Source organism: Flavobacterium sp. (assembly GCF_017744675.1).
GTDB lineage: Bacteria > Bacteroidota > Bacteroidia > Flavobacteriales > Flavobacteriaceae > Flavobacterium.
Window position 1 is genome coordinate 236,929 of the sequence record NZ_JAGIAV010000003.1, and the last position, 25,959, is coordinate 262,887.

Genomic DNA, 25,959 nt, shown 5'->3' on the forward strand with positions numbered 1-25,959 from the left:
TTATTTACCTGTTATTCTTTTAATCACTTTAACCGATTCGGTTTTAACGTCTGTTTTTATGACAATAAGATACACTCCTTCCGCATATCTGCTTAAATCTACCGGAACCGTCCTGCTTGAAATGGCAAAACTCTGAAGTGTTCTTCCTAAAATGTCCACGACACTTGCCGTACCTTGGTTAAAATCATAACCGATAATCACATTGGTGTAAGCAGAAGTTGGGTTAGGAGCCGCTTCAATGCTGGATTTCACTTTTTCTACCTTCGCTTTATCCTTGAGCTTAACAACCCAGAAATCATTTGATCCGATATTGGAATTCTTATCCTTTGAAGAGCCTGAATTGGATGTGCCTGCCATTAGATATCCTCCATCTCTGGTTTCAATCAGTTTTCGAAGTATGTCTTCTCCTCCGCTTCCTACGGTTTTATTCCAAAGTTCCTCCCCTTCACTGCTTACTTTTAAAGCAACGTAGTCGTTGATGCCGTCTTTTTCTTTGCCAACCATTCCCACTGCTTTTGACACCAGACTGCCCCCGCCAGATTTTGGGCGCGCATTGCGGGCATGCCCGCCGATCAGATAAGTGCCATCTTCGTTTTCAACCAATGAAGTCAAGATATCCACTTTGCCAAAGTCAAAAGTCTTGCTCCAAACGACACCTCCTTCTTTGTCTAATTTAAGAATCCAATAATCTGTCCCGTTGGCAACAATTCCTCCTTCAGAGGTTAGTGCATTAGAACTGTTTGAATTTCCTCCCAAAATATAGCCTTCATCTTTAGTCTGATGGATTACATAAGGCTGGTCATCGCCATTGCCTCCATACGTTTTTTGCCATTCGATTGCTCCCGTATCGTTTATCTTTACAATCCAATAGTCTCCAACTCCTTTATTGCCTTCTGTCTTATCGCCCGACACAGGAGAATTGGAATATCCGGCAAGAATATATCCGTTATCAGAAGTCTGTTCCATGCTTCTCAAAATATCCGAATATTGGCCTCCATAGGTTTTCTGCCATTGAATTGCGCCTTCTTTATCTAATTTGACAATCCAATAGTCCATGCTGCCTCTGCATTTCTCCGATTTGGAATAAATGTCTGTTGCAAAAGTGCTTTCGTTAAGCTTAGAATTTGAAATTGAATTTGGACTTGAGCTTGAAGAGCCTCCTAAAATGTAGCCCCCATCTCTTGTCTGAAAAGCGCATAGCAATTCATCCTGGCCACTTCCTCCTATAGTTCTCTGCCATTGCTCATTTCCAGCGGCATTTAATTTTATGACCCAGAAATCGGAAAGGCCTTTGCAGTTTTCCTTTTTTTGAAAGCTTTTGGAAGAGCTTGAAGTCCCGGCAAGAATAAATCCCCCGTCTCTGGTGTTTTTAATGCTTTGAAGAAAATCAAAGCCAGAACCGCCAAAGCTTTTCTGCCAGTCGGGTTCTCCATTTTCTTTCATTTTCCAGACCCAAAAGTCTAAATCTCCATGATTGTCTTCCTCCTTAGTTCCTGTTTTGTCAGAAAGCGAGCTTCCTGCCAAAATAAAACCGTAATCGGCCGTCGGCTGCGCGTCAAAAAGGTAATCGGCATGCGTGCCGCCATATGACTTTTCCCAAAGGATATCTTGGGAACGAACAAGAAAAGACACAAAAAAAAGAAGAAGCAGGTAAAATTTCCGCATACGCATTTTTATAAATTTGAGGTTATTTACTATAATGCAGGCGAAAATAACGCAATGGAAGCAGATTTCTTTACGGTTTCCCGTAACGATTTAACCTTTGTTTAACTTTTCAATAAAACTATCAAAAAGCAAAAAAAATAAGCATTCATTAATCACAGCACACAAACAAACACAACATATTTATTTACAAAGTATTAAACCAAAAAAAAAATCATCATTAGCAAAAGAAGTTTATGAAATAAGTCAATTAGAAATCTTCCACAAAAAAATAGCAAATCTTTTTAAGCAGTTAGAAAGTCGAAGTCGAAATAGTAAAATCTGATCTTTGATTCTTAAAAAACTATAGAATAAACCATAATTCGATTTCAAATCTTTATACCTAATTTTACAAACAAAAAGAAAACAAAAACTAATGCTGAAAAAAGCCCTTCATCCCCTAATTGACAATTCAACTATTATTCTAATTATGGGTACTATGGCGGGCGAACAGTCTATTGCTAAGCAGCAATACTATGCAAACAGAGGAAATCTCTTTTGGAAAATTTTGTTTTCTATTTTTGAAGAAGAATTCAGCGCTTCTTATGAAGATCGAAAAGCGTTGGTTCAAAAATATAATATCGGTCTTTGGAATGTTCTGCAAAGCTGTAAAAGAGAAGGAAGCAGTGATGCCACGATTACCGAAGAAACGATAAACGATTTTGAAAGTCTTCACCAACAGTATCCTAATATAAAATATGTCTTTTTTGAAAGTAAAGCTGCAGCAAAATACTTTCAGAAACATACTATACCACAAGAAGGCATTATTTACATGACGCTACCCTCAACCAGCGGACTAAATGCAGGTTTAACGACAGCCGAGAAAACGGCACAATGGAGAATTGTAGCAGAAACAGCTCTTTCTAGATAGACTAAAAAAACAAAGAATTACCTGTTTCTCATAATATAAAACAGTATTTCTTCTTCTAATTCCCTAGACAGATTTTCAAACTTGATCCTGCGTCGGTAATTCTTTTCACTTTTATCCTTGTATTGTTCGGTTTTAGCAGTGCTTGCACAATAAGCATCGCATATAACTTTAAACTTTTCGTCTAGTATATACAATTCTTTCATCGAATCAAAGTATGCTGCAAATTTTACATTATACAATTCGTCAGGAATAGCGGCCATAGGATAGTTGTATTAAATTAATACTATAATTTACCTTAAAGGTTCAAAATACAATTCTTAATTATTAAGTTTCTGTTGGCTTCAATCGGTCACCATTTTAGAATGTGTCGATTAAGAATATTTAAAATTAAACTGAAAAACTTTAATCCTTAGTTTTGAGCCTCTTGAAATGGTTTCAGTTTATAATCTGAAACCAGAAATTGTAAAATGAACCCTTGGCCGTTAAAATGCAACATGATCAATTAGGTGTTTTTCACATCATAAATATAAATCTGAACCATATCATCATTGGCTAGAATTCTGCGATCGGCGGCGCATTGCTGCCCTATGTCAGTCTTAAAAGATTCCATCATTGCTTCTAAAGATTCGAAGTATAAATTGGCCACAAGAAATACATCCGATTGTCCCGTCAAGGATATAACGGATCCGTTGCTTATTTCATATTTTATCAATCCAGGAAGCTTTTTAGCCAATGGAATATGCACATCAAAATAATGTTTTTCAAAAGAAGCAATGTCTTTTGGCGTTTTGTAAATTACAGTCATTTTTGCCATAATAAAGATTGGTTTTATAAATTATAGAATTATTTACAGTAAAATTAAAAGCAACTGCCGACCTTTTCAATATGCAAAATAGACATTCTTAGTAGCGTATTTGGACATTAAGTTTTAGTATCTTTATATAAAAAAAATGAAACAGCTTACCATTATCGTTCCCGATGGAGATAATAATCTTTCTAGCATATCTGGCGCATACGAAATCTTTACGAAAGCCAATGCTTTTGCTAAAATGAATGGCGGAACAGAATTATTTGAGATCCAATTGGCGGGAATTTCTGAAAAAGTAGAATTTAATGGCGGTATTTTTACAGTAAAGCCCCATCTTCCTATTTCGCAGGTTGCAAAAACCGATCTCATTATCATCCCTTCATTAAATCATAATTATAATCTTGCCTTGCAACATAATGATGAACTTGTGCGTTGGCTTCAAAAACAATATAAAAAAGGTGCCGAAATTGCCACTATATGCACAGGAGCGTTTATGCTTGCTGCATCAGGACTTCTTGACGGAAAAAACTGTTCTACGCATTGGTCTGTCAAAGAAAACTTCAGCAGTATGTTTCCTAAGATAAATCTTCAAATTGACCAATTAATTACTGACGAAAATGGAATTTATACCAATGGCGGAGCGTATTCTTTTCTAAACCTCATGATTTACCTTATCGAAAAATATTACGGCAGGCCTACTGCGGTTTATTGTGCCAAAGTATTTCAGATTGAAATGAATCGAAGTACACAATCACAGTTTATTATTTTTTCCGGACAAAAGAAGCATGAAGACGAAATGGTTCTTGATGCGCAATCTTACATCGAGAAAAATTTGGGCGAAAAATTATCGATGAGCGATCTTTCTAATAAATTCAATATCAGCAGAAGAAATTTTGACAGAAGATTTATTAAAGCCACAGGAAATACTCCTAGCGAATACCTGCAAAGGGTTAAAATCGAAGCGGCTAAAAAAGCTTTTGAAACCGATCGCAAAACGGTAAATGAAGTAATGTACGAAGTGGGATATTCTGACGTAAAAGCATTTCGAGACGCCTTTAAAAAAATTACAGGAATTCCGCCAATCGAATACAAAAGGAAATATCATAAAGGCGCGGCTTAATCTTATCATTTTTTTTAATTCGAATGCATCAAAATTTTTAAAAGCTTTATACCTGATAAAGATTTTTCCCATCAGTCATAAAATATTGATTTATCTACATACAGTTTGTACTTTTGCGGTATGAATGATAATTTTATAAACGAATACTTTGGCATAGGAATCCAAAATGGTAAAACACCAGAAAATTTAGGCGTTTTATGGCGATCGGCTCAAAATTTAGGCGCTACTTTTATATTTACCATCGGAAATCGATATGCCAAACAAGCTTGCGATACGCATGATGCTGTAAAAGCGATTCCGTATTTCCATTACGATACTTTTGAAGCTTTTTTTGAAAACTTACCCAAAGGAGCACGATTAGTTGGTGTTGAATTATCTGAAAAAGCTACTGATCTTGAAACTTTTGAGCATCCTAGACGTTGCGTTTATATATTGGGCGCAGAAGATCATGGCTTGTCTAAAAAAGTAATGGAGAAATGCCATCATTTAGTCAAATTCAAATCAGAAAAAAGTTTGAATGTCGCGGTTGCAGGTACAATTGTCATGTACGATAGAAATTTGTCTAAACCACGTTCTTAAATAATGATTACAAAAAAAGACGCCAATTAGGCGTCTTTTTAGTTTATTGCTTTACAACTAAATTATTTTCTTAAATCAAATCGATCCAGATTCATTACTTTAGTCCATGCAGCTATAAAATCATTTACAAATTTTTCATGTGCATCGCTAGAGGCATAAACTTCAGCAATAGCTCTCAATTCTGAGTTTGATCCAAAAACAAGATCAGCACGAGTTCCTATCCATTTAGGCTGGCCTGTACTTCTGTCGTTTCCTGCATAAAGCTCTTGGTCGTTAGAAACTGATTTCCATTCTGTACTCATATCAAGCAAATTAATAAAGAAATCGTTTGTCAGCTGACCTGGTCTATGCGTAAATACGCCATTTTTACTACCATCTGCATTAATATCCAGAACACGAAGTCCGCCTAAAAGCACTGTCAGTTCTGGTGCAGTAAGAGTCAGTAAATGTGCCTTATCGATAAGCAGTTCTTCTGTTAAAACAGATGATTTTGTTCTTCTATAGTTTCTAAAACCATCCGCTTTTGGTTCCAAATAGCCAAATGATTCAACATCGGTTTGTTCTGCAGATGCGTCCATACGTCCAGGAGAAAAAGGCACTGTCACTGAAGCTCCTGCATTTTTAGCCGCTTTCTCAACAGCTGCAGATCCAGCTAAAACAATTAAATCAGCCAATGAAACTTTTTTATCGCCATTAGCAGCATTGAATTCTTTCTGAATCGCTTCTAACTTATCTAAAACTACTTTAAGCGCTGTCGGATTATTTACTTCCCAATCTTTTTGTGGTGCAAGTCTAATACGACCTCCATTAGCGCCTCCACGTTTATCAGATCCTCTAAAAGTAGAAGCCGATGCCCATGCTGTAGAGACCAATTGAGACACGCTTAATCCTGAATTTAATACTTTCTCTTTAAGCTGTTCTACATCTTGATCATTTATTAAAGTGTGATTTACCTGTGGAATAGGATCTTGCCACAGTAATTCTTCTGCTGGCACTTCAGAACCTAGATACAAAGAGCGAGGCCCCATATCACGATGCGTTAATTTAAACCATGCTCTAGCAAAAGCATCTGCAAATTGGTCAGGATTTTCCAAAAAGCGACGCGATATTTTCTCATAAGCCGGATCTAAACGTAACGACAAATCGGTTGTAAGCATAGTTGGCAGGTGTTTTTTATTCGGGTCAAAAGCATCTGGAATAATGGCTTCAGCATTCTTTGCTACCCATTGATGTGCACCTGCAGGGCTTTTAGAAAGTTCCCATTCAAAACCAAATAAATTTTCGAAAAAGTTATTGCTCCATTGTGTTGGAGTTGTTGTCCAAATTACTTCAAGTCCGCTTGTAATAGCATCAGCACCTTTTCCAGATCCGAAACTATTCTTCCATCCAAATCCTTGCAATTCTAAACCAGCTGCTTCTGGTTCTGCTCCCACATGATCTGATGAAGCCGCACCGTGCGTTTTACCAAAAGTATGTCCGCCGGCTATCAACGCTACCGTTTCCTCATCATCCATGGCCATACGCCCAAAAGTATCTCTAATATCTTTGGCAGCCGCTATAGGATCAGGATTTCCGTCAGGTCCTTCAGGATTTACATATATAAGTCCCATTTGCACCGCTGCAAGAGGTTTTTCAAGATTTCTACTATGAATATTTCCATCTGCATCATCATCTGATGAAACTACACCATGATCTTTCGGAACGCCCTCAGAACCGTCTTTGTAACGTTCGTCACCACCTAGCCAAGTAGTCTCAGAACCCCAATATACAGATTCATCTGCTTCCCAAACATCAGCACGTCCTCCAGCAAAACCAAATGTTTTGAATCCCATAGATTCGAGAGCAACATTTCCTGTTAGAATCATTAAATCTGCCCAAGAAATCTTTTTCCCATATTTTTGTTTTATAGGCCAAAGCAGTCTTCGTGCTTTATCTAGACTCACATTATCAGGCCAGCTATTAAGAGGCGCAAATCGCTGTTGTCCAGCTCCAGCTCCTCCTCGCCCATCATGCACTCTATAAGTACCCGCACTGTGCCAAGCCATACGTATAAATAGTCCTCCATAGTGGCCAAAATCTGCAGGCCACCAATCTTGCGAATCAGTCATAAGAGCATGCAGGTCTTTTTTAACTGCTTCAAGATCGAGAGTTTTAAAAGCTTCTGCATAATTAAAATCCTTATCCATCGGATTTGATAATAATGAATTCTGTCTAAGGATGTTTACCTTTAACTGTTTTGGCCACCAGTCATTGTTTTTGGTACCTGAAGCTGCCTGCTTGTCCATGCTCCCATTATGAAAAGGGCATTTGCTGATGTCATTTAATTGATTATCCATAAGTTGAAAATTTTTATTTTTTACTAAATTACTAACTAATGAAAAAGAATAATGTGCGTGCGAATCATTAATAATTCTCAGAGAATAGATAAAATCTATTCGAATGAATTCTTATAGTTTTAATTGACTATACTTCATTGCGTTATTTATTAAGCGGTACTTTTGAACAAAGTAGCATTTTTTACAAATCATCGAATTTTAATTCTATAAATTTAATAAAAAGAATCTTTCTATTTTTATTATACTAATTTCAGTTAGTTACTTTTTTGTAAATTACATTTGATTTATTTGGTTACTAAACAAGAAAAAAAGACTATCAATATTAAACTTTGCTTCAACAAATGTTAAATTATGAGTAAAGCCCCGTAAAGTCTAACATTTTACTTATTTTTGTTAGAGGTACTTCTAAAAACAATTTTAAAATTTCCTACAGTCGCTCATAAATACCACGCAACTGTTATAATAATTAATTTAAATTTTCGTTTCAGAGAAAGACCAAAAAAAGAAATGTAATCCCAAATAGCCCCAAGACTATGAAAAAAATTACTTTAATGATCTGTTTGCTTATTGCAGCAGGCGCAAGCGCACAACAAGAAAAAGGAATTATCGGATATGCGAACTGGCTAGACAACTGGACAGAATTTAAACCGCAAAAGAGCGATTCTAAAGAAGCTAACCAGATATTAGCTGGAAATATCACCGAAAACACAAAACTGATGAAAAAAAACGTGTACATTCTGCAAGGAAATGTATATGTAACTAATAATGCCGTTCTGACTATTGATCCAGGTACGGTAATCATTGGAGATGCTGCAACTAAAGGAACTCTTGTTATTACTAAGGGAGCAAAAATTATGGCAGAAGGCCAAGAAACCGATCCAATAGTGTTTACTTCAAATGCTAGTATGAGAAAAGCAGGTGACTGGGGCGGTTTAGTAATACTTGGCGATGCTCCAATTAACAAATTTGGCGGTGTAGGCTCTTATAACATGGACCTTGATCCTACTCTTACTGTGTACGGAGGAAACAATGTGGCAAGCAGTTCTGGAGTTTTAAAATTTGTGAGAATTGAATTTGCGGGTAAAAAAGTGAAAGGAGCAGATAGCTTTAACGGTCTAACTGTTGCTGGAGCTGGAAATAAAACCATATTAGAGAACATTATGGTGAGCTACTCAGGAGGTGATTCTTTTGCTTTTTATGGCGGAGATGTAAATGCTTCTCAATTGGTTTCTTATAAATCTATTAACGACGATTTTAAAATCACACAAGGAGCGCAATGTCGTCTTTTCAATTCTTTGGCTGTAAGATCTTCTTATCTATCAAGCAACAAAGACGGCTCTAGATGTCTGGAAGTGAAAGCTTTCGAAAAGAAAAATGAAACGGACTTTACTAGAAAATCTACTTTTGTTTCTGCTTCAAACTTAACGATGTTGAATGATAGCGAAAATATTAAAGCCGATATTCAATCTGGTCTTGTAAAAGAAGCTATTTATGTAGCTGAAAATGCTTCACTAGAGCTTAAGAGAAGTGTTGTTTCAGGATTTAATCCAGCTGTCTTATTGGATAGCCAAACTGCAGTAAACGCAGATAATCTAAAGAAAATCAAATTTCAAGAAATGTTCTTTAATCAGTGTTCTGGTAACATTTTTACAGAAAACAACAGCGACAATTCTGATTTAGAAAACTGGTATGGCAACACTGTCTTCTCGAATGTTTATTCACAAACTGACAACAAAGAAACTTTTGTAGACATATACAATGCAAAAAGACCAGACTACAGACTACAATTAGGAAAAATTACAGCATCAAGCGGCAAGTAATTTTTACATAATATTAAAGAACAAAAAGGAAACAGAGATGTTTCCTTTTTTGTTTCCCCTCTTTTATAAAGAGCAAAACATATTTTTAATACCCATACATATAATTATTGTCTGATTTATATACTTAAATTAGCTTATCTATATAAATATGAAAAAGCCTGAGAGTGTCTCTCAGGCTTTTTAACAATTTACTGTACGATTATTATTTGCTGAAATCGTAACTAAGTGAAGCGCCAAGTCCAAATTGAAATGTTGAAGCATAATCAGTAACGGCCACTGGTCCCCAATAGTAATCCCAGTAATAATCATACCCAACGGCTGCCGACATAGATTGCAAATAAGCATGAAGGTTAATAGATATTGGTGAATCTGTTTTTATTTTTACACCACCTTTAATTTCCCATCCAAAATAAGTTCCACTACCGCTCTTTGGTGTTTCAAGAATTGCCACCCCAAGACCCGCACCCAAAAACGGAAGCGCCTTCTGAGAGCTTGAACCAAAGTAATAAGTATAATCTGCTAGGATATAATTAATAGCTCCTTTATCATCTCCAGCATTAACCTGAGTTCCTGGAGGAATAGCACCATTATTTAAAGGACCTTTTGTATACAAAGGCATCTTTGTATCAAGTCTGTTATATTTTAATTCTATAGATGCGTTATCCATGATAAAATATTCCAAACCTAGACCATACTCAAAACCATCTTCGACTTTTGCGTATGAAGAGTCAAAATCTACTCTATCAGAAAAGGTGTAACCTCCATACAAATTAAGCAAAAATGAATGGGCGCTTTGCGCTGAAATCGTCAGTGAAAAGAAAAAAACGGCAACTAATAAATGATACTTTTTCATAATTTTTAATTTTAGTTTGTAATAAATGATTTCTTTATTTTTCTTAGCCAATCAAGCTAAATTGAAAAATAATGCTATGGTTTTGTATAAAATTGATTTTGGTTAGGCAATCATCTAGTAATCATTGTCTCTGCAATTCGCATAAATTATACTTTCACCAGTAGTTGTTTCACTTTCTTTTTTGCAGGCTATGCCAGCACTATAAAAGATTTTAACTTTTTTTTCTCATGGTTTGCTACTTTTAGGTTTATGATTTGTTTAACTCCCTCAAAGTTATCCTACAAAAACATTTTGCCATAAATAAATGAGCTTAATCATGTTGCAAATTATAAAATGAAACCACTTTTTTAACAGTTTTGATTTGGCTTACCGCTTTGAAGAGGTAAAAAAAGCTAACTGTCTTTTTTTGATGTCAATTCTAACTCAAAAAATCACATACCAAAATCGTTTTATAAAGAAGGGAATTCAAATACTTTTTTTGACAATGAAATTTAAATTTCGCTTATCAAAACATTAAACAAACTAAGAGGTAAAATTTATTTAATTGACTTTTTTATAGATCTAAAATTAAGTCATATGCTAAAAGGCTATTGCTTGACTCCTATAGTTCTTCTTTTAAAACTTGTTCCAAATTATAATCTGAAACCAAAGATTAACGATCTGAAAGCATTTTTTCTTGAACTTTACTAGATGTAAAACAGCTATTTTAACTAAAAAGTAAGCTTATGGAATCCAACATAATACTTGAAACCGATGCATGGGTGATTGCAATATTATTATTTTCAGTAATGCTTATGTCTGTTTTCATAGGAAAGACAGTTGGAAAACGCATGCGAGGCAAAAAAACTGCAGAGAAAAAAATATCAGAAACTTCTGCCCTGACCGCTTTACTTTTTTTCTTGCTAGCTTTTACTTTTGGGATGAGCAGCGAACGCTATGATTCTAGAAGAAAAATAGTAGTTGAAGAAGCGAATGATATCGGCACAGCATTACTGCGCTGCGATCTTTACCCTGATTCTGTTCGTACATTACTGCGAAAAGATTTTAAGCTTTATGTTGAAGCAAGAATAGATTATTATGCTGCTGGTCCAAATCTAAAAAAAATACTAAAAGCTGATAGTCTCTCCCAGGCAATTTCGTCCCGATTATGGAAACAAACTGCTGAGCTTTCTAAAAATCCTGCAAATCTAGCAGCTACACAGCAAATGATTCCGGCCTTGAATACCATGATAGATGTTACTTCGTCTCGTCTTGCTGGAGAAAAAGCAAAGGTTCCGCAAAGTATTTTAATAATGTTGTTTTTTCTTTCTGCCATTACAGCCTTCTACAACGGATATTCAGAAGCAGGAAAAGGAAAAGTAGATTGGCTGGTACAAATTGGATTCTGCCTTCTCGTTTCTCTTGTAATCCTTTTTACTCTAGACTTAGATAGACCTAGACGAGGATTTGTCAATTTAGATCTTCCCAATCAAACCATTATTGATCTCAGAAAAAATTTTGACTAATTAATTTTTTTAAACATCATCCAAAAAACTTTCCGATCAAAAATTCAAATTGGCCACTATTGTGAAAAGATTTATCTTCTTAGAAAATAAAAAAAAGCCTGAAATGTAAAAAGCATTTCAGGCTTTCTGCCTATAGAATAGTAAAAATATTATTTCCAAGGATCTAGCACTACTTTCACACAGCCATCCTCTCGTCTTTTAAACACATCATAACCATGTGCAATTTCAGATAAAGGAAGTCTATGCGTAATAATATCATCCAGTTTTACTTTTCCCTGAACCACATATTCCAATAATGCATCAATATATTTATGAGCAGGCGCTTGCCCGCCTTTAAGCACTATTCTTTTATTGTAGCTTTATCTTGAAGAGCAATATCGGCGATTTCATCCTTGCGCAGAAAACGCACGCCTTCATGTTCCTGCATATATCTTATAAGCTCATAGGCAGCTTTTACCATTTGGGGAGTTCCACCGATACGATCATGAAAGCTAATAGACATTTGTCGACGACGGGTTTCACCCTCAGCATAAAGCTGATCGAATTCCATTTTGGCTTGCTGCAGAAACTGATCTGCTGAAAAATTCTTTCCTTCGATAAGAACAATGTCATTGCATCTCAGCGTATAAGGCACTACCGCAAAATCCTTTTTCTTAACTTGAATCACAAAAGGTTCATCACGGCTGATATCATCGATATGATACTTAAAACCTAGTTCTTGCAAAATGTCTAGAGTATTGACTCCTCGTCTGAGCCAGTTTGCATTATATCCAACTGGTGTAAATCCTGTAACGTTTTTTATGGCATCGGCTCCATCTTTGATAAATTTCTTTTCTTGCTCATATTCCATAGTATATTGCGTACTCCAATTCATACCATGTGCGGCAGCCTCATGTCCGCGGCGAACAATTTCTTTGGCAAGCTCTGGATTTTTCAAAACTGCTGTTCCTACCATGTGCGAGGTTACTTTGACTCCAAGTTTATCCCAATTGTCAAGCATTCTAGGAATCCCTTCCTTATAACCATAATCATACCATGTTGCGGAAGGAATGTCAATATATCCTTTTTGTATATTTTGAGGAAACGGACTCTCAGCATTCTGTGGTTGTCCGCCCGCCTCAAACTGCATCGAGATGGAAACCACTAGTCTTGTTCCGTCAGGCCATTTTGAGCTTTGAATGTCCGTTAATCCAGCCACTTTCGGAATTTCTTTAAAGGCATCTAGAGGGCTGACAATTCCTGCTATCCCAATTATTCCAGTCTGTTTTATAAAATTTCGTCTCGTGTTCATTAGTATTATTTTTTGATTACTAAATCTACTGCCCAGCTATTGCAATCAATAAATTGCAGCAGAGCGGCAAAAAAGGCAATATGAATGAGCTGAGAAGGAATAGCTTCCCAGTTCTCAATCATTGATGTTCCAAAGAGCAAAGCAAGCATACAGATGCTTCCGACAATAAGAGCGTATTTTGTGAACAGTCCAGATAATAACAGCAGACCCACTAAAAATTCAGCTATCGGCAAAATATAGCTGAAAGGCATGACCACGATTCTAGGTAGCAGGGATTTTTCAAAGCTATCGGTCATCCAGATGCTAAAAGCGTTTAATTTTGGCAGGCGAACCAGCCCATGTCCAAATATGCTTGTACCTAACGCAAGACGTACAAGTAAAAAAGAAGTTGTTTTCATTTTCTGTGATTTTATAATACAAATTTGAGGAGAACCATTTTTTTAAATTTGTACAATCATTGGATTAATTTGTACTTTTGAAAGATGGAAATTAGAAATCTGCACCGTCCTTTTGAGATCCAGCTTTTAGAAGTGCTGGAATATGAAGCTAAACTGCATCGAAACCTTTTCTTTGAGATGGTTTTTGTCCTTGAAGGAAAAGGAATTCAGATCATTAACGACCATAGACTTCCTTACGGACCGGACAAGCTTTTTTTGATATTTCCCCAAGATACCCATAGCTTTGAGGTAACTCAGAAAACACGCTTTTTATTTATCAGGTTTCATCACAGTTACCTTAAAACACAAAGCACGGAGTGGGTTCAAAAATTAGAGTTTATTTTTCACAACCACAATCATTTGCCGGGCTGTATTTTAAAAACCGTCACCGACAAACCATTGGTGCGCGCGATAGCTGAAGCTCTGATAAGAGAAGACCATAGCGATTTTCCGCAGCAGCAGGAAGTAATAAAGCAACTGCTAAACACAATCATTACCGTTGCGGCAAGGAATATTTCTATTATTTCGCCTTTTGATGCCAACAGCTCTTCAACTGATACTAGTTTAGATCTTCTCAATTACGTACATCATAATATTTATCAGCCTCAACAGCTTAAAGCAAAAAAAATAGCATTGCAATTTAATGTTTCAGACACTTACATCAGCGAATACTTCAAGGCCAAAACCAAACAAAGCATGCAAAACTACATCATCGCATATAAAATGAAGCTGATCGAAACCAGACTGAAATTCACCAATATGCAGATCAATGAGATTGTCTATGAATTTGGATTCAGCGATGCCAGTCACCTCAATAGGCTCTTCAAAAAACACACAGGATTGAATCCTACGGAATACAAAAAACAATTCAGAAATATACAATGAAATCTGTATGACAGCAGAAGTACAAGAAAATCTTTCTAAACTAAAAAATGGAATTTTTATATGCTTTTGAAAAGACAAAGACATTATTGGGCATTGCTGCTTGAAGATGCAAGAGTTTCTCTTGAAGGGTTCCGTCTAAGCCTGAGCAGATGATTTCTATCATTAATTTTAAATCATTAAAATCCCAAGGCTTGACCATGTAGGCCACTGCACCCAAATCACGAGCCTCTTCGATGCCTATAAGTCTCGAAGAAGTTGAAGCCATGATGACAGGAAGATGAGCAAAACGGCTGTCACTTTTAAGAAGCTTCAAGCATTCCCATCCGTTCATGGCGGGCATACCGGCATCCAAGATTATAAGCATTGGCTGTATATCCATATCAGAAAGCATTTCTAAGGCGCGTGTTCCTCCTTCTGCACACAAAAGCGTAAAGGCATTCTTTAATCCTGAAAATGCCTCTGTAAAAAACTCCCTATCATCGCAGTCGTCATCTATAAGTAAAATTATTTTAGTATGCATTTCAAAAAATTTTATTACTGCTTTATTGTCTAAATAAATCAATAAAAAGAAAAATATGTAAACATTAAAAAGCGGTTAGGAAAAACTCTTAACCGCAATTGTTAAACCATTATGCAAAATCTTGCCTTAAAACTTAGGCAATAAAACCTTGTCGATAGCGTGAATAATACCGTTTGAGCATTGTACATCAGTAATAATGATATTGCTTACTCTTCCACTCGCATCTGTTATTTTTGCCCCTCCTGTTAAATTAACTGTAAAGCTTTGGCTGGCAGCTGTGTTTACAACTTGACCATTTGTCAATGCTGAAGACTGGACATTTGCCCCCGCAACAACATGATATTTTAAAGTCGTTTCCAGCACATTTGCAGGAATAGCAGAAAGTCCAGAAAAACCAGTCTCGGTCAGAAAGCTTGCAAAAGCAGTATTTGTGGGGGCAAAAACGGTAAATGGCGAACCAGTTGTTCCCGACAATAGTCCCACAAAACCTGATGAAGAATTATAACTCAAGGCAGATACAAGAGTGGTAAAGTTTTTATTTGCTATAGCATGGTTCGCTATAGTTGGCAAACCAATAACACCATCAACTATATGCACAACGCCATTTGATGCCTCTGTATCGGCAGCGGTTACAGTTGCTCCACCATTTGCTTTTCCTCCATTAATATCAACAGAAGTATTTTTTTCTATGTACATGCTCAAGGTATTGGTACTTGACGCACTTCCTTTAGCTAGTGTTTTAACATATCCCGTTACAATGTCGCTGGATTTCACTTTTGTGCTTAATACGTGATTAAGTAAAATTTCCTTCAATGCGGCAACCGGAACTGCATTAAGATCTGCATATCCGTTTTTGGATAAAAAGGCACTAAAAGCTTCATTAGTTGGTGCAAATACGGTGAAAGATCCCGAAGCGTTTAAAGTGCCAGCAAGACCTGCTTTTTCTAAAGCAGCTGTAAGAGAACTTAACTTAGGATTTGATTTTGCAGTGGCATAAATGGTCAGACTTTCTGATGAAGGGGTATCATCATTACTGCTACATGAGCTTATTAAAGCAAATAATAACAGTAAAGCTGTAAATTTAATTTTAATCGTTTTCATAGTATATTTTTTTTATGATTAGCTACTATAAATTTACAAATATTTTGTTTAACAAAAACAACAAAACATTAAACAAAATAAAATTTTAGCAAAATTTTAACAACTAAACAAAAACATACAACACTACAAATCAAATAGTTAAATAGACTATTTCCCTCTTGATTTGAATCATATAGCTCTAGTACTTTTAAATAAATAACAATGATTATTTAGTTCTTAAACTTTAAGAAATGAAGCAACTGTTTATATTTGTATATAAATCCCCATAGGGCTTCTAAAATTTATGACAGAAAAAATCTTTTACAGTTTTTTATTTTTAATTTCAATAGCAAGCTCATCTATAGCACAGGAAAAAGACAGCTTAAGCAGGCAATTTATACTGAATGCTGAGATCAGACCAAGAGCTGAATATACTTCTAATTATATCCTACCGCCCAACGTTTCTATTGATCCTTATTTATATCTTACACAGAGAAACAGAGTTTCAATGGCATACAGTCATAAAAAATGGCTTGTCAAGTCGGATTTTCAGGAAATTCATCTTTGGGATCAAAATAGTAAAGCGGGAAAAACAGTTGGTCTAAATTTTTATCAGCTTTTTTTTGAAACTAAATTTAAGTCATTCAATCTTCGAATAGGCAGACAGAGTGTTCTCCTGGACAATGGTAGGCTGTTCTCGGATGCTCCTTGGGCACAACAGGGACGGGCTCATGAAGGCATTCGTTTGATGCAGCAATCTAAGAACTTCGCTAATGATTTCTTCTTTTTATTTACTCGTCCTTACAGCAAAAATTTTGAAAAGGCTTATTCGCCAGTCGCTTCCAACGGCTATAAATATCTGATGATTTACAATTTAAATTATAAATTCAATGAAAGGTTCTCTATTAATTCTCTTAATACGGTTGACTTTCTCGAACAGCCAAACTCCGGAACTTTATACACAAGAGCTACAGTTGGCGGAAGAATTGACTTTAAAAAGAAAAACTGGTTTTACACCTTAAACAGTTACATGCAATTTGGACGAAATGCCAAAGGACAGCCATTATCTGCTTACTATTTTCAGCCTGAAATTAAATGGACCAACATTAACTACACGCTACGTCTTGGTGCCGAAGTAATAAGCGGCAGTAGTCCTAATTTAAAAGATGGACATTCAGGAGATTTTGATGTTTTGTATGGCGTTACTTGGAAGTTTAATGGAAACATGAACGTATTTACTCGTTTCCCAGCTGATGTAGGAGGCAAAGGTTTGATGAATCCTTACCTTTTCAACCAGCTGCAGATCAATTCGAAACTATCTCTTCGCAATGATTTTCATTTGTTTTATACCCAATATCCTCTTGCCAATGAGCAGAATCAGAAAATGTCGCGTTTTCTAGGTTTTGAAAATGATTTTTCATTGCGCTACAGTCCCATACGACAGTTGGATATAAACTGTGCGTTTTCTTTTTATCAGCCCACAGACTCTATGGCGAACCTTCCAAAAATACAACAGACTGACAAGACTGCATTCTGGAGCTATCTTATGGTTTCTTATAATTTTAACGCTATCAATTTTAGGCATTAGAAAAAATCATAAAAAAGTCGCAAAGACATTCTTTACGACTTATAAATCAGGAAATTGAACTATGAATTCGTTCGTTTAAATAATCTTAAACAACTTTGAATAGATGATTGATGTTTTATAATTTTAAATCATACTTTTTGTGACTGGCAGTTTATAAATCAGTCGCTGGATAATGACCAACCAGATGCTTGATAGAATCATGGTAGAAGTTATCACTGCAAGGGTGATCTGATGCATATAATCTTCCACTAGCCCCAATGAGGCAGCAAGCGTAAGTAGCACAAAGCTAAATTCGCCAATTTGCGATAATAGTCCGCCAGCGTATATGCTGTCTCGCCAGCTGTTTCCTGTAAACTTAAAAAGCAGACTGTTAATCAAGCTGTTTATTAAAAGGACACTTACCGAAATTATAAAAATTGTGCCTGCATTTACTAGAAAAAATCTAATATCAAGCTGTAGTCCAATGGCAAGAAAAAAGAATGCCATAAAGAAAACCTTAAAAGGAACTAGCGATTTTCCGAGCCAGCGTGTTGCTTTATCTTGTCCAATTAGTATTCCTGCCGCAAAGGCACCAAAAGCAGGAGATAATCCGAACCAAGAACTGACCCAAGCCATTCCAAAACAGATACAAAAGCCTATAAAAACTTGCAGATCATGATCGGCAATAATCTCTCTTCTCATCGGAATCTGAAAAATTCGCTTGGTAATTGCTGCCCGCAAAAACAACACTATTAACGTGCCTCCTATACAAACCTTTGCTAGTTCGTAAACAGATATGCCATTACCCGAAATAAAATTTAAGGACAAGATCATGGGTACAACTAGTATATCTTGCATCAGAAGCACACCGCAAGTTATAGTACCTAACTTGCTTTTAATCTCTCCCGTTCTTTCCAAATACTGAAATACAATAGCCGAACTGCTGAGGCTTATTATAAAAGATAATAATATAATTCTGCTGGACGACCACTCTAAGTGCGTTCCTAAAGCGTATATGCATACAGCGCTTAACACAATCTGGATTAAAGCTATTATAAAAGGCTTATAGAAATTCTGACTGAAATGATGCAGATCTATTTCTGTTCCTATAGAAAACATAAGCAGTACAATGCCAATTTCTCCCAATTCTGCGGCTACAGCCGGATCAGGTATTAGATTTAAAAGTTGTGGTCCTAAAAGGATTCCTGCAGCAATGTAAGCAATAAAATAGGGCTGATTAAACCGGCGCAAGACCATTATCAATAACAATACAGCACAACAAAGCACTGCCATGGCAGAAAATAATTCAGAAGTCATAGTTATAGCTTTTTTTAATGAAAAAGCCGTCCGAGAGGACAGCTTTAAAATAAAAAAGGTAAAATAGCAGATTAGAAATTAAGCGATTTCAATCATTCTAGGAGGTTTCTGTTTTGCTTCTTCCTTTTTAGGTATAGACAGATAAAGAATGCCGCTTACATAACGTGCACTGATTTTATCTTCGTCCACCACATTTTTAGGCAGCTCAAAACTTCTCTGGAAAGATTGGTAACTGAATTCCCTGCGTGTAAAATTCTCCTGCTCGATGGTTTGTTGATTTTCCTTTTCTGAAGAAATTGTCAGTAAATTTCCATCGAGAGTTACTTTAAAATCATTCTTGTCCAGACCTGGAGCAGCAACTTCTACTTCATAATGGTCTGCAGTTTCTTTGATGTTTACCGATGGCAGGGTGGTGCTTGTTGTAGAAAAATTTTTGTTTTCCCAATTGAAAAGCTCTCGGCCAAAAACGTCATCAAAAAACGTACGTGGCAAACCTGGATGTTGGCTTGCATTTCTTTTGATAAGATTCATAACATTTTACTTTTAATTGTTATACAATATTTTTGAACGTACACTGCTTTTGCAGTGCATGAGACAAAAAACGAAAATTATGCCAGACCAAAAAAATGACATTTTTTCAGTTTTTATCACGAAAAAATGTCAGTTTTAACTTAGTTTTAATACTAAAGACTGTACTCATTTATACGGCAATTAAGTCCCAAGCACGATTTAAGGTTCATGTCAATGCTTTAATAACATAAATATCTATCCCTCAAAAGCAAAACTTATTTCCAATCCATAAAACCTTGATAGACAAAATATAGAATGGCAATATAAAAACTGTATTTCACGGCTTTTTTAAACACCTTATAGCTAGTACGCAATAGGATATTTTTAGAAGATGTATCTCTATTTTTTTCTGCTGTTTTTTTCATTGTTTATTGTTTTAAGTTCTTTTAATTAATTTTCGCTTTAAGCCAGATTTCTATTTTGATAATCAATATAAACATAGTTTGAATCTGAATTAAAGGTCTGCTTTGTTCCTTCAAAATCTAGGAGATCATCAGTAAGCAACAAATATGTATTGCTCTGGATTGTATTCTTTAGCAGGCAGTGGGACTGCACCACCGTATTTCCGTAAAGTTTGCTAAACCCGCCTACAGTATATTCTGTAAAAGATCCATAATGCGCAATTAACTTTAGCGACAAATCCATTTTTCTATTGGTAAGAGCTTCTATTGCAAATAATTTCTCTCTAAAATTTCGAAGCATTACCTCATATTGCTTAATGATCTGCTCTGCAGTTGGAGGGCAGCAGAACTTATAAAAAAGAACGGCATCCCCTTCCACTTCAGAAACTTTCAATCCAAGACTGTTGCTGTCAATAATTGTTGTTAGCAATTCACGCACAATATAACGGCCTGCTTCGATGCATATGCTGGAAACAAAATTGGTAAAACCGCTTACATCGGGAATTAGAATAAGCCCCTGCTCTGCTTTTACTTCGCTAGCCTCATAATGATATCTACGCAACATTTCCTGCGGTGCTATAGCCAAACTCATGACCCAACAGTTGAATAGTTATAAAGAGATAAAATCTGATCTGTCCAAGATTCAGCTATTTCAGGAGTAACACGATCTGCCTTATCGAAAAACAAATGACGGTTTATTTCAAACCCGCAGTAGCTATAGATTCCCTTGTCAGAAGTGAGTTTCAGTGCTGTGTCCATGCCAATTTCGTGGTACTCCTGATGAGATTTTCCATGTGTATTGATGATGGTAGCCTGTTTTCCTGTAAAAAGACCTTTCTGAACGCCTTGATCATAACGGTAAGCAAAACCATAGCTAAATACACGATCGATATATCCTTTCATAATAGCGGGCATGCCAGTCCACCAAATAGGATGAATAAAAGTAATATGCTCTGCCCAGCTAATAAATTCTTGTTCCAATTTTACATCATCTGCCACTTGTCCTTTTCTCTGCCCATCCATATCTTGCAATGAAAGCACGGGATTAAAATTAAGTTCGTATAAATCTCTTACGATAACTTCATTACCTTCTTGCAGCAGATGCTTTGCCAATTCATCTTTAAACTTTCCGTTCAGACTCTCTGGATTTGGGTGGGCATAAATAATTAAATGTCTCATTGTTCTATAATTTTAAGTTGATAGGACAAATTTAGACCGAAGAAATCTGATAAAATTGGAAGAAAACGAAAGTCAGCCCACAGGATTGCATATACTGCACTGCAGTTTGAGATATTGAGACGGAGTTAGATTCATGTAATACTTGAAATCATTGATAAGCTGGCTCTGATCATAATAACCGCACTGGTCAACAATTTCAAACCATTCATCCTTAGATGCCCTAGATGCTATGTCCTGTATCATCTCAATCGCTTTAAGAAAACGCTGGTAGCGGTTCATCTCTTTGGCAGAATAGCCCAAGTGTTTTTTATGGGTAAGCTGTATGGCGCGTTCACTCTGTTTTTTATCGTCTGCCACTTTCTTTATAGGATTGTAAGACGTATTTTGAAGTTCTATAAGCTGTTTAGCAACTGGATTTTGTTGCCTCAGATAAGGCCGACAGAATTCAAGAATACTGCTCACCTGTTTTTCTTTCTCTTTTATTGTGCTGATTTGGTGCCAAAGCGCTGTAAAACAGTTTTCGCTTAGCAAGGAATTAGGATCAGCAGGAAAATTTTCTGCAATAGCTGCTAGGCCAAAAAAACGGTAAAAAGCATCATCCTTGAAATTGGCAACCAAAATTCTGTTTCCTGAAGGCAGCGAGTAATCAAACGCTTTTTTTATTGGCCCTAATACAATGCATTTTTCAACTTTTATGCTTTCGGCGTTTGGCAAATGTATAAGGGCATTTTCTCCAAAACTGAAAATCATAATCGTCTGATAAGAAGGGAGAAGCTTTTTGGTAAGGGTTGCACTCGAATTATTTTCGGCAAAATAAAAATGCGAAAACACCTCCTGAAAATCATCAGAAACAGCAATTCTTCCATTAAAAATTTCATCGTTACCACTCATACAAAGGCTAAATTATAAAAAAATAGCATTTCTTTTTGTTTCTTTTTATAAAAGTATCACCCCCGTATTGGTGCATGCTAAACTTCCATTTCATTCAACTCCTAAAATGGATTTTAAAAAAAATGAGTGCGTTTTAAAACCGCATGTGCTAAAATTTCGTTAATACCTAAATACCCAGAAAACTAAACCAGTGTTATTAACCTAAATAAATACTAGATTATGAAAAACGAAGTTAAAATTCAGAGAATGGATGAATCTCTGGACAGCAGAAGAAGTTTTCTGAAGCTCAGCGGTTTGGCAGTTGCCTCCGCAGGTCTTCTTATCGCAGGATGCAGTGACAATAATGATGACGATCCTATGCAGGAAGATACACTTCCTGGAATCCGTAACGGTGTTTTCGATTTAGGCTCAGGAGATTTTGGCGTGCTAACGTATGCCTATGCTTTGGAGCAGCTTGAAGCAGACTTTTATACAAAAGTAGTCAATGCTTCTAGTTTTAACAGCGCATTCAGTTCACTGGAACGTGAAGTACTAACTGATCTTTATCACCATGAGGTGGTTCACAGAGATTTCTTTAAAGCAGCTTTAACTGGCGCTCTTCCTAACCCATCCTCACAGCTGCTGCCACAACTTACTTTTAATTATGGCTCTTTAAACTTCAATAGTCGCACAGAAGTCCTTGCTACAGCCAAAGCATTAGAAGATACTGGTGTTGCTGCCTATAACGGAGCAGGAAGACTGATTAGAACGGCTGATTATCTGGTTTTGGCAGGGAAAATTGTTTCGGTAGAAGCTAGACATGCTGCAGCTATTCGTAGTCTTATCAATCCAAACTCTAAAGATTTTGCTGGAGATGATATCGTAAATATTACAACAGGATTGGATGTTGCAAAGGATCCTTCAAAAATACTTCCTGTCGCTTCGGGATTTATTACTACTAAATTCACAGCTAAATATCTTCCTTAATGCTAACCTTAAAACCTGGAAATTATGAACATTTTAAAATTTATAGAATCTTTCGCAGATGAGAGAATAATACATAGCACTGGAACGAGAAGAGACAGTTTTTCGCAGTTTGCAAACATTGGCAAAAATCTAGCACTGGCTTCAATACCTTTTGGGCTATCGACTCTAACGGGCAAAGCTTTTGCCAAAGATATTACAGCTACACCAGCAACGCCTATTGGAGCATTGCAGTTTGCTCTCACACTTGAATATCTTGAAAATGAATTTTATTCTATGGCATTGGACTCAGGAGTTATACCTGCATCAGAGAATGGCGGACGTGATTTAAAGGTATTTCAGCAAATAGCTGCTCATGAATCTGCCCATGTTAAATTCCTTATTGCAGGTCTTGGCGGAACAGCAAGCGCTAACTTTGTAGCAAAACCTACGTTTGATTTTACGGTTGGCGGTGCTTTTGATCCTTTTCATGATTACCCTACCTTTTTAGCTTTAGCACAGGCTTTTGAAGATACAGGAGTAAGAGCTTATAAAGGACAAGCTGCCAATTTAATTACTACTCCAGATTTATTAACGGCTGCCTTGCAGATCCATTCGGTTGAAGCACGTCATGCTTCAGAAGTTAGAAGACTTAGAAGTTTAAAAGGATGGATTTCCAATGCGGAAAGAGGTGCCGGAATGCCTTCTGCTACACAAGCAGTTTATGATGGCGAAGGCATGACAGTCCAAGCTGGATTTAACACTGCTACAGCTTTTGGCGCCGCAGCTGGATCTGAGGCTTATGATGAGCCATTAACTACCCAGCAAGTCGTTGATATTGCTAATATATTTATTGTCTAAATATTCCAAAATAAGAATGCTGGCCACCTCTAATCAGGTGGCTTTTTTTTTGTATAAGTTTTCATATTCTGCTTACTACTGTATCAAACAGGCTTCTCTTTCCTTCTATGGCAATTATAAAACTCTCTATTTTAATTATATAAGTGCATTCTCTTGTCTAAAATTAAATTTGGTATCCGATGAATTTATTGCATTAGCTACATAAACTGTATTGTTCTGAAAGTAGCAATATGATTCATCGGCATTTTAACTATACAATTAAATACGTATGACTATGAAAAATTACCAAGATGATAAACAGCGTGATCTATCGGTTAATAAATCGGATGGCACCAATAAAACCCTAACCACCAATCAAGGGGTAAAAATCAACGACGACAATAATTCGCTTAAAGCGGGAGAAAGAGGGCCTTCGCTACTAGAAGATTTTATCCTGAGAGAAAAAATCACGCATTTTGACCATGAGAGAATTCCCGAGCGCGTTGTACATGCACGAGGATCGGGAGCGCACGGATTTTTTGAGGTGACAAATCCGATTCCAGAACTTACCAAAGCTGGATTTCTACAGGAGAAAGGTCTTAAAACACCTGTATTTGCTCGATTCTCTACTGTAGCGGGCTCAAGAGGTTCAACTGATCTTGCTAGAGACGTAAGAGGATTTGCTGTCAAATTCTACACCCAGGAAGGCGTTTTTGATCTTGTAGGAAATAATATTCCCGTATTTTTTATACAAGATGCCTCTAAATTTCCTGATCTAGTTCATGCCGTAAAACCCGAACCTCATAATGAAATGCCACAAGCCGCTTCTGCGCATGACACTTTCTGGGATTTTATTTCACTAATGCCCGAATCGGCCCATATGATCATGTGGCTAATGTCTGATCGCGCTATCCCGAGAAGCTATAGAATGATGGAAGGTTTTGGTGTGCATACTTTCAGGCTTGTAAATGCTGAAGAAGAATCTGTATTTGTAAAATTCCATTGGAAACCTAAATTAGGCACTCATGCCGTAGCTTGGGATGAAGCACAGAAAATCTCTGGAAAAAATCCTGACTTTCATAGGGAAGATTTATGGCAAGCGATCGAAATGGGACATTTTCCAGAATGGGAACTTGGCGTCCAGATTATTCCTGCGGCAGATGAACATAATTACGACTTTGATCTGCTAGATCCTACCAAAATTGTTCCTGAAGAAACTATTCCTGTTACAATCGTAGGCCGAATGGTTCTCAATAAAAATCCTGATAATTTCTTTGCCGAAACAGAGCAGATTGCTTTCCATCCCGGACATGTGGTTCCAGGCATCGATTTTACCAACGATCCTTTGCTTCAAGGAAGACTGTTTTCTTATACCGATACACAGCTAATCCGTTTAGGGGGACCTAATTTTCACGAAATACCAATTAACAGAAGCATCGCTCCAACGCATAACAACCAGCGAGATGGGTTTATGCGTCAAGAAATCAATAAAGGAAGAGTAAGTTATCATCCAAACTCACTGGGAGGAGGATGTCCGTACCAAGCTAAAATTGCTGAAGGTGGCTTCTCCAGTTTTAATGAGCGTATTGAAGCACACAAAGTAAGAGAAAGAAGCAAAAGTTTTACCGATCACTTCAGTCAGGCCAGACTGTTTTTCAACAGCCAAACCCCAGAAGAAAAAAGCCATATTGTAAAAGCATTGCGCTTTGAACTTGGTAAGGTCGAAACCACAGCAGTACGAGTGCGAATGCTTGGCATTCTTTCTCAGATTGATGCTCAACTAGCTGAAAAAGTAGCTATAGGATTAGGAGCGTCAGTTCCTCCTGTACTTGAAACCCCTATAAACAAAGGAGTATCTCCTGAAACCGAGGAAGCTGGTACGCAAGAACCTAAGATAACAGACTTGCATACAGATGCTTCACAAGCGTTAAGCATGGTAGACAATCCGACCAATTCACCAACTATCGAATCTCGAAAAATCGCCATCCTTTGCACCAATGGTGTTTCTGAGGTTTCGGTGATGCGAATGAAAAATGCATTGAAAGAAGCAGGTGCAAAAGGCGTCGTGGTTGCGCCTCATTTAGGCTCAATTCTTACTGATGCTGATACGGCGCTTAGCGCAGAATATAGTTTTCTAACGGCTTCATCTGTTTTGTTTGATGCGGTTTACGTACCACACGGACTAGATCAAACTGCTCTTGCAGGAAGTGAAGAAGCAATCGAGTATTTAAATGATGCGTACAAACATTGTAAAGTAATCGGAGCTGACGGAAATGGCGTTCAGGTGATCAGTGCTACTCCATTTGCCTCAAAAATCAATAATGACGATCCTGCACTGATTCTTAATAGCGAACCTGCTTCAGAATCTTTTGCTCAAGAATTTATCACAGCAATGACGCTTCACCGCTACTGGCAGCGAGAACCAAATCTATACAATTAAAATAAA

Annotated in this window: 26 protein-coding genes; 10 read left to right on the forward strand and 16 right to left on the reverse strand. The window is 36.7% G+C overall.

Going from position 1 to position 25,959, the window contains the following annotated elements; all coding sequences use genetic code 11:
- Positions 1-1,665, reverse strand: a complete 1,665-nt coding sequence (locus J7574_RS09790) for a T9SS type A sorting domain-containing protein (RefSeq protein WP_290967501.1) — start codon at positions 1,663-1,665, stop codon at positions 1-3.
- 412 nt (positions 1,666-2,077) lie between these two features.
- On the opposite strand from J7574_RS09790, the gene J7574_RS09795 reads away from it, so the two are divergent.
- Positions 2,078-2,572, forward strand: coding sequence for a DNA-deoxyinosine glycosylase (locus tag J7574_RS09795; protein WP_290967503.1), 495 nt, complete (start codon positions 2,078-2,080; stop codon positions 2,570-2,572).
- A 17-nt stretch (positions 2,573-2,589) separates the two neighbouring features.
- Here the strand turns inward: J7574_RS09795 and J7574_RS09800 are convergent, their stop codons facing one another.
- Positions 2,590-2,832, reverse strand: coding sequence for a hypothetical protein (locus J7574_RS09800; protein ID WP_290967505.1), 243 nt, complete (start codon positions 2,830-2,832; stop codon positions 2,590-2,592).
- Positions 2,833-3,074: 242 nt separating this feature from the next.
- Positions 3,075-3,386 carry an EthD family reductase gene (locus tag J7574_RS09805; RefSeq protein WP_290967507.1) on the reverse strand — a complete coding sequence of 104 codons (312 nt, stop codon included), beginning with the start codon at positions 3,384-3,386 and terminating at the stop codon, positions 3,075-3,077.
- Between the two features lie 136 nt (positions 3,387-3,522).
- On the opposite strand from J7574_RS09805, the gene J7574_RS09810 reads away from it, so the two are divergent.
- Complete coding sequence (locus J7574_RS09810) at positions 3,523-4,500, forward strand: GlxA family transcriptional regulator (protein WP_290967509.1); 978 nt, start codon at positions 3,523-3,525, stop codon at positions 4,498-4,500.
- A 120-nt stretch (positions 4,501-4,620) separates the two neighbouring features.
- Positions 4,621-5,079 (forward strand): RNA methyltransferase, encoded by a 459-nt coding sequence (locus J7574_RS09815; protein WP_290967511.1) that lies wholly within the window; start codon positions 4,621-4,623, stop codon positions 5,077-5,079.
- Positions 5,080-5,141: 62 nt separating this feature from the next.
- Here J7574_RS09815 and katG read toward each other — a convergent pair whose 3' ends face one another.
- On the reverse strand, positions 5,142-7,415 hold the full coding sequence (katG, locus tag J7574_RS09820) for a catalase/peroxidase HPI (protein WP_290967514.1): 2,274 nt from the start codon (positions 7,413-7,415) through the stop codon (positions 5,142-5,144).
- 533 nt (positions 7,416-7,948) lie between these two features.
- Between katG and J7574_RS09825 the strand changes: the two genes are divergently transcribed.
- Positions 7,949-9,235: a hypothetical protein gene (locus tag J7574_RS09825; RefSeq protein ID WP_290967516.1), complete on the forward strand. Its 1,287-nt coding sequence runs from the start codon at positions 7,949-7,951 to the stop codon at positions 9,233-9,235.
- A 202-nt stretch (positions 9,236-9,437) separates the two neighbouring features.
- Here the strand turns inward: J7574_RS09825 and J7574_RS09830 are convergent, their stop codons facing one another.
- Positions 9,438-10,088, reverse strand: a complete 651-nt coding sequence (locus J7574_RS09830; RefSeq protein ID WP_290967518.1) for an outer membrane beta-barrel protein — start codon at positions 10,086-10,088, stop codon at positions 9,438-9,440.
- Positions 10,089-10,813: 725 nt separating this feature from the next.
- Here J7574_RS09830 and J7574_RS09835 point away from each other — a divergent pair.
- The gene (locus tag J7574_RS09835; protein ID WP_290967520.1) at positions 10,814-11,593 is read left to right on the forward strand and encodes a hypothetical protein; all 780 of its coding nucleotides are present in this window, start codon (positions 10,814-10,816) and stop codon (positions 11,591-11,593) included.
- 149 nt (positions 11,594-11,742) lie between these two features.
- Here the strand turns inward: J7574_RS09835 and J7574_RS09840 are convergent, their stop codons facing one another.
- The 3 genes from J7574_RS09840 to J7574_RS09850 are packed head-to-tail and all read right to left on the reverse strand — an operon-like array spanning position 11,743 to position 13,282.
- A complete protein-coding gene (locus tag J7574_RS09840; RefSeq protein ID WP_290967522.1) occupies positions 11,743-11,934 on the reverse strand; it encodes a hypothetical protein in 192 nt (63 codons plus the stop codon).
- On the reverse strand, positions 11,934-12,884 hold the full coding sequence (locus J7574_RS09845; RefSeq protein ID WP_290967524.1) for a polysaccharide deacetylase family protein: 951 nt from the start codon (positions 12,882-12,884) through the stop codon (positions 11,934-11,936). Before J7574_RS09845 ends, J7574_RS09840 begins: the two co-directional genes overlap by 1 nt.
- Before the next feature lie 5 nt (positions 12,885-12,889).
- Positions 12,890-13,282 carry a DoxX family membrane protein gene (locus J7574_RS09850; protein ID WP_290967525.1) on the reverse strand — a complete coding sequence of 131 codons (393 nt, stop codon included), beginning with the start codon at positions 13,280-13,282 and terminating at the stop codon, positions 12,890-12,892.
- Between the two features lie 84 nt (positions 13,283-13,366).
- Here J7574_RS09850 and J7574_RS09855 point away from each other — a divergent pair, with 84 nt between their 5' ends.
- On the forward strand, positions 13,367-14,206 hold the full coding sequence (locus J7574_RS09855) for an AraC family transcriptional regulator (protein ID WP_290967526.1): 840 nt from the start codon (positions 13,367-13,369) through the stop codon (positions 14,204-14,206).
- A gap of 40 nt (positions 14,207-14,246) precedes the next feature.
- On the opposite strand, the gene J7574_RS09860 is transcribed toward J7574_RS09855, so the two are convergent.
- Together J7574_RS09860 and J7574_RS09865 are read right to left on the reverse strand one after the other, a co-directional pair.
- Positions 14,247-14,726 (reverse strand): response regulator, encoded by a 480-nt coding sequence (locus tag J7574_RS09860; RefSeq protein ID WP_290967528.1) that lies wholly within the window; start codon positions 14,724-14,726, stop codon positions 14,247-14,249.
- A gap of 126 nt (positions 14,727-14,852) precedes the next feature.
- Positions 14,853-15,827: a fasciclin domain-containing protein gene (locus J7574_RS09865; RefSeq protein ID WP_290967530.1), complete on the reverse strand. Its 975-nt coding sequence runs from the start codon at positions 15,825-15,827 to the stop codon at positions 14,853-14,855.
- A 283-nt stretch (positions 15,828-16,110) separates the two neighbouring features.
- On the opposite strand from J7574_RS09865, the gene J7574_RS09870 reads away from it, so the two are divergent.
- Positions 16,111-17,394, forward strand: a complete 1,284-nt coding sequence (locus tag J7574_RS09870) for an alginate export family protein (RefSeq protein WP_290967532.1) — start codon at positions 16,111-16,113, stop codon at positions 17,392-17,394.
- A gap of 123 nt (positions 17,395-17,517) precedes the next feature.
- Here the strand turns inward: J7574_RS09870 and J7574_RS09875 are convergent, their stop codons facing one another.
- From J7574_RS09875 to J7574_RS09900, 6 genes are all read right to left on the reverse strand, one after another.
- On the reverse strand, positions 17,518-18,690 hold the full coding sequence (locus tag J7574_RS09875) for a cation:proton antiporter (RefSeq protein WP_290967533.1): 1,173 nt from the start codon (positions 18,688-18,690) through the stop codon (positions 17,518-17,520).
- Positions 18,691-18,768: 78 nt separating this feature from the next.
- On the reverse strand, positions 18,769-19,221 hold the full coding sequence (locus J7574_RS09880) for an Hsp20/alpha crystallin family protein (RefSeq protein WP_290967535.1): 453 nt from the start codon (positions 19,219-19,221) through the stop codon (positions 18,769-18,771).
- A 254-nt stretch (positions 19,222-19,475) separates the two neighbouring features.
- On the reverse strand, positions 19,476-19,625 hold the full coding sequence (locus J7574_RS09885; protein ID WP_290967537.1) for a hypothetical protein: 150 nt from the start codon (positions 19,623-19,625) through the stop codon (positions 19,476-19,478).
- 37 nt (positions 19,626-19,662) lie between these two features.
- Positions 19,663-20,253: a DUF2652 domain-containing protein gene (locus J7574_RS09890; RefSeq protein WP_290967539.1), complete on the reverse strand. Its 591-nt coding sequence runs from the start codon at positions 20,251-20,253 to the stop codon at positions 19,663-19,665.
- Entirely contained in the window at positions 20,250-20,840 is a 591-nt protein-coding gene (locus J7574_RS09895) for an NAD(P)H-dependent oxidoreductase (RefSeq protein WP_290967541.1), read from the reverse strand. Before J7574_RS09895 ends, J7574_RS09890 begins: the two co-directional genes overlap by 4 nt.
- Positions 20,841-20,912: 72 nt before the next feature.
- On the reverse strand, positions 20,913-21,731 hold the full coding sequence (locus tag J7574_RS09900; RefSeq protein WP_290967543.1) for a helix-turn-helix domain-containing protein: 819 nt from the start codon (positions 21,729-21,731) through the stop codon (positions 20,913-20,915).
- 219 nt (positions 21,732-21,950) lie between these two features.
- Between J7574_RS09900 and J7574_RS09905 the strand changes: the two genes are divergently transcribed.
- The 3 genes from J7574_RS09905 to J7574_RS09915 all read left to right on the forward strand — a co-directional run bounded on the left by J7574_RS09905 (position 21,951) and on the right by J7574_RS09915 (position 25,953).
- Entirely contained in the window at positions 21,951-22,697 is a 747-nt protein-coding gene (locus J7574_RS09905; RefSeq protein WP_290967545.1) for a ferritin-like domain-containing protein, read from the forward strand.
- Between the two features lie 24 nt (positions 22,698-22,721).
- Positions 22,722-23,534, forward strand: coding sequence for a ferritin-like domain-containing protein (locus tag J7574_RS09910; protein ID WP_290967547.1), 813 nt, complete (start codon positions 22,722-22,724; stop codon positions 23,532-23,534).
- Between the two features lie 274 nt (positions 23,535-23,808).
- Positions 23,809-25,953: a catalase gene (locus J7574_RS09915; protein WP_290967549.1), complete on the forward strand. Its 2,145-nt coding sequence runs from the start codon at positions 23,809-23,811 to the stop codon at positions 25,951-25,953.
- The last annotated feature ends 6 nt before the right edge of the window (positions 25,954-25,959 follow it).

Coding starts and splice junctions, on each gene's coding strand:
- J7574_RS09890 (WP_290967539.1), bottom strand. CDS start 20,253: ATGAGTTTGGCTATAGCACCGCAGGAAATGTTGCGTAGATATCATTAT.
- J7574_RS09845 (WP_290967524.1), bottom strand. CDS start 12,884: ATGAACACGAGACGAAATTTTATAAAACAGACTGGAATAATTGGGATA.
- J7574_RS09835 (WP_290967520.1), top strand. CDS start 10,814: ATGGAATCCAACATAATACTTGAAACCGATGCATGGGTGATTGCAATA.
- J7574_RS09875 (WP_290967533.1), bottom strand. CDS start 18,690: ATGACTTCTGAATTATTTTCTGCCATGGCAGTGCTTTGTTGTGCTGTA.
- J7574_RS09850 (WP_290967525.1), bottom strand. CDS start 13,282: ATGAAAACAACTTCTTTTTTACTTGTACGTCTTGCGTTAGGTACAAGC.
- katG (WP_290967514.1), bottom strand. CDS start 7,415: ATGGATAATCAATTAAATGACATCAGCAAATGCCCTTTTCATAATGGG.
- J7574_RS09800 (WP_290967505.1), bottom strand. CDS start 2,832: ATGGCCGCTATTCCTGACGAATTGTATAATGTAAAATTTGCAGCATAC.
- J7574_RS09885 (WP_290967537.1), bottom strand. CDS start 19,625: ATGAAAAAAACAGCAGAAAAAAATAGAGATACATCTTCTAAAAATATC.
- J7574_RS09910 (WP_290967547.1), top strand. CDS start 22,722: ATGAACATTTTAAAATTTATAGAATCTTTCGCAGATGAGAGAATAATA.
- J7574_RS09855 (WP_290967526.1), top strand. CDS start 13,367: ATGGAAATTAGAAATCTGCACCGTCCTTTTGAGATCCAGCTTTTAGAA.
- J7574_RS09825 (WP_290967516.1), top strand. CDS start 7,949: ATGAAAAAAATTACTTTAATGATCTGTTTGCTTATTGCAGCAGGCGCA.
- J7574_RS09905 (WP_290967545.1), top strand. CDS start 21,951: ATGAAAAACGAAGTTAAAATTCAGAGAATGGATGAATCTCTGGACAGC.
- J7574_RS09900 (WP_290967543.1), bottom strand. CDS start 21,731: ATGAGTGGTAACGATGAAATTTTTAATGGAAGAATTGCTGTTTCTGAT.
- J7574_RS09795 (WP_290967503.1), top strand. CDS start 2,078: ATGCTGAAAAAAGCCCTTCATCCCCTAATTGACAATTCAACTATTATT.
- J7574_RS09865 (WP_290967530.1), bottom strand. CDS start 15,827: ATGAAAACGATTAAAATTAAATTTACAGCTTTACTGTTATTATTTGCT.
- J7574_RS09915 (WP_290967549.1), top strand. CDS start 23,809: ATGAAAAATTACCAAGATGATAAACAGCGTGATCTATCGGTTAATAAA.
- J7574_RS09830 (WP_290967518.1), bottom strand. CDS start 10,088: ATGAAAAAGTATCATTTATTAGTTGCCGTTTTTTTCTTTTCACTGACG.
- J7574_RS09810 (WP_290967509.1), top strand. CDS start 3,523: ATGAAACAGCTTACCATTATCGTTCCCGATGGAGATAATAATCTTTCT.
- J7574_RS09805 (WP_290967507.1), bottom strand. CDS start 3,386: ATGGCAAAAATGACTGTAATTTACAAAACGCCAAAAGACATTGCTTCT.
- J7574_RS09790 (WP_290967501.1), bottom strand. CDS start 1,665: ATGCGGAAATTTTACCTGCTTCTTCTTTTTTTTGTGTCTTTTCTTGTT.
- J7574_RS09870 (WP_290967532.1), top strand. CDS start 16,111: ATGACAGAAAAAATCTTTTACAGTTTTTTATTTTTAATTTCAATAGCA.
- J7574_RS09895 (WP_290967541.1), bottom strand. CDS start 20,840: ATGAGACATTTAATTATTTATGCCCACCCAAATCCAGAGAGTCTGAAC.
- J7574_RS09860 (WP_290967528.1), bottom strand. CDS start 14,726: ATGCATACTAAAATAATTTTACTTATAGATGACGACTGCGATGATAGG.
- J7574_RS09880 (WP_290967535.1), bottom strand. CDS start 19,221: ATGAATCTTATCAAAAGAAATGCAAGCCAACATCCAGGTTTGCCACGT.
- J7574_RS09815 (WP_290967511.1), top strand. CDS start 4,621: ATGAATGATAATTTTATAAACGAATACTTTGGCATAGGAATCCAAAAT.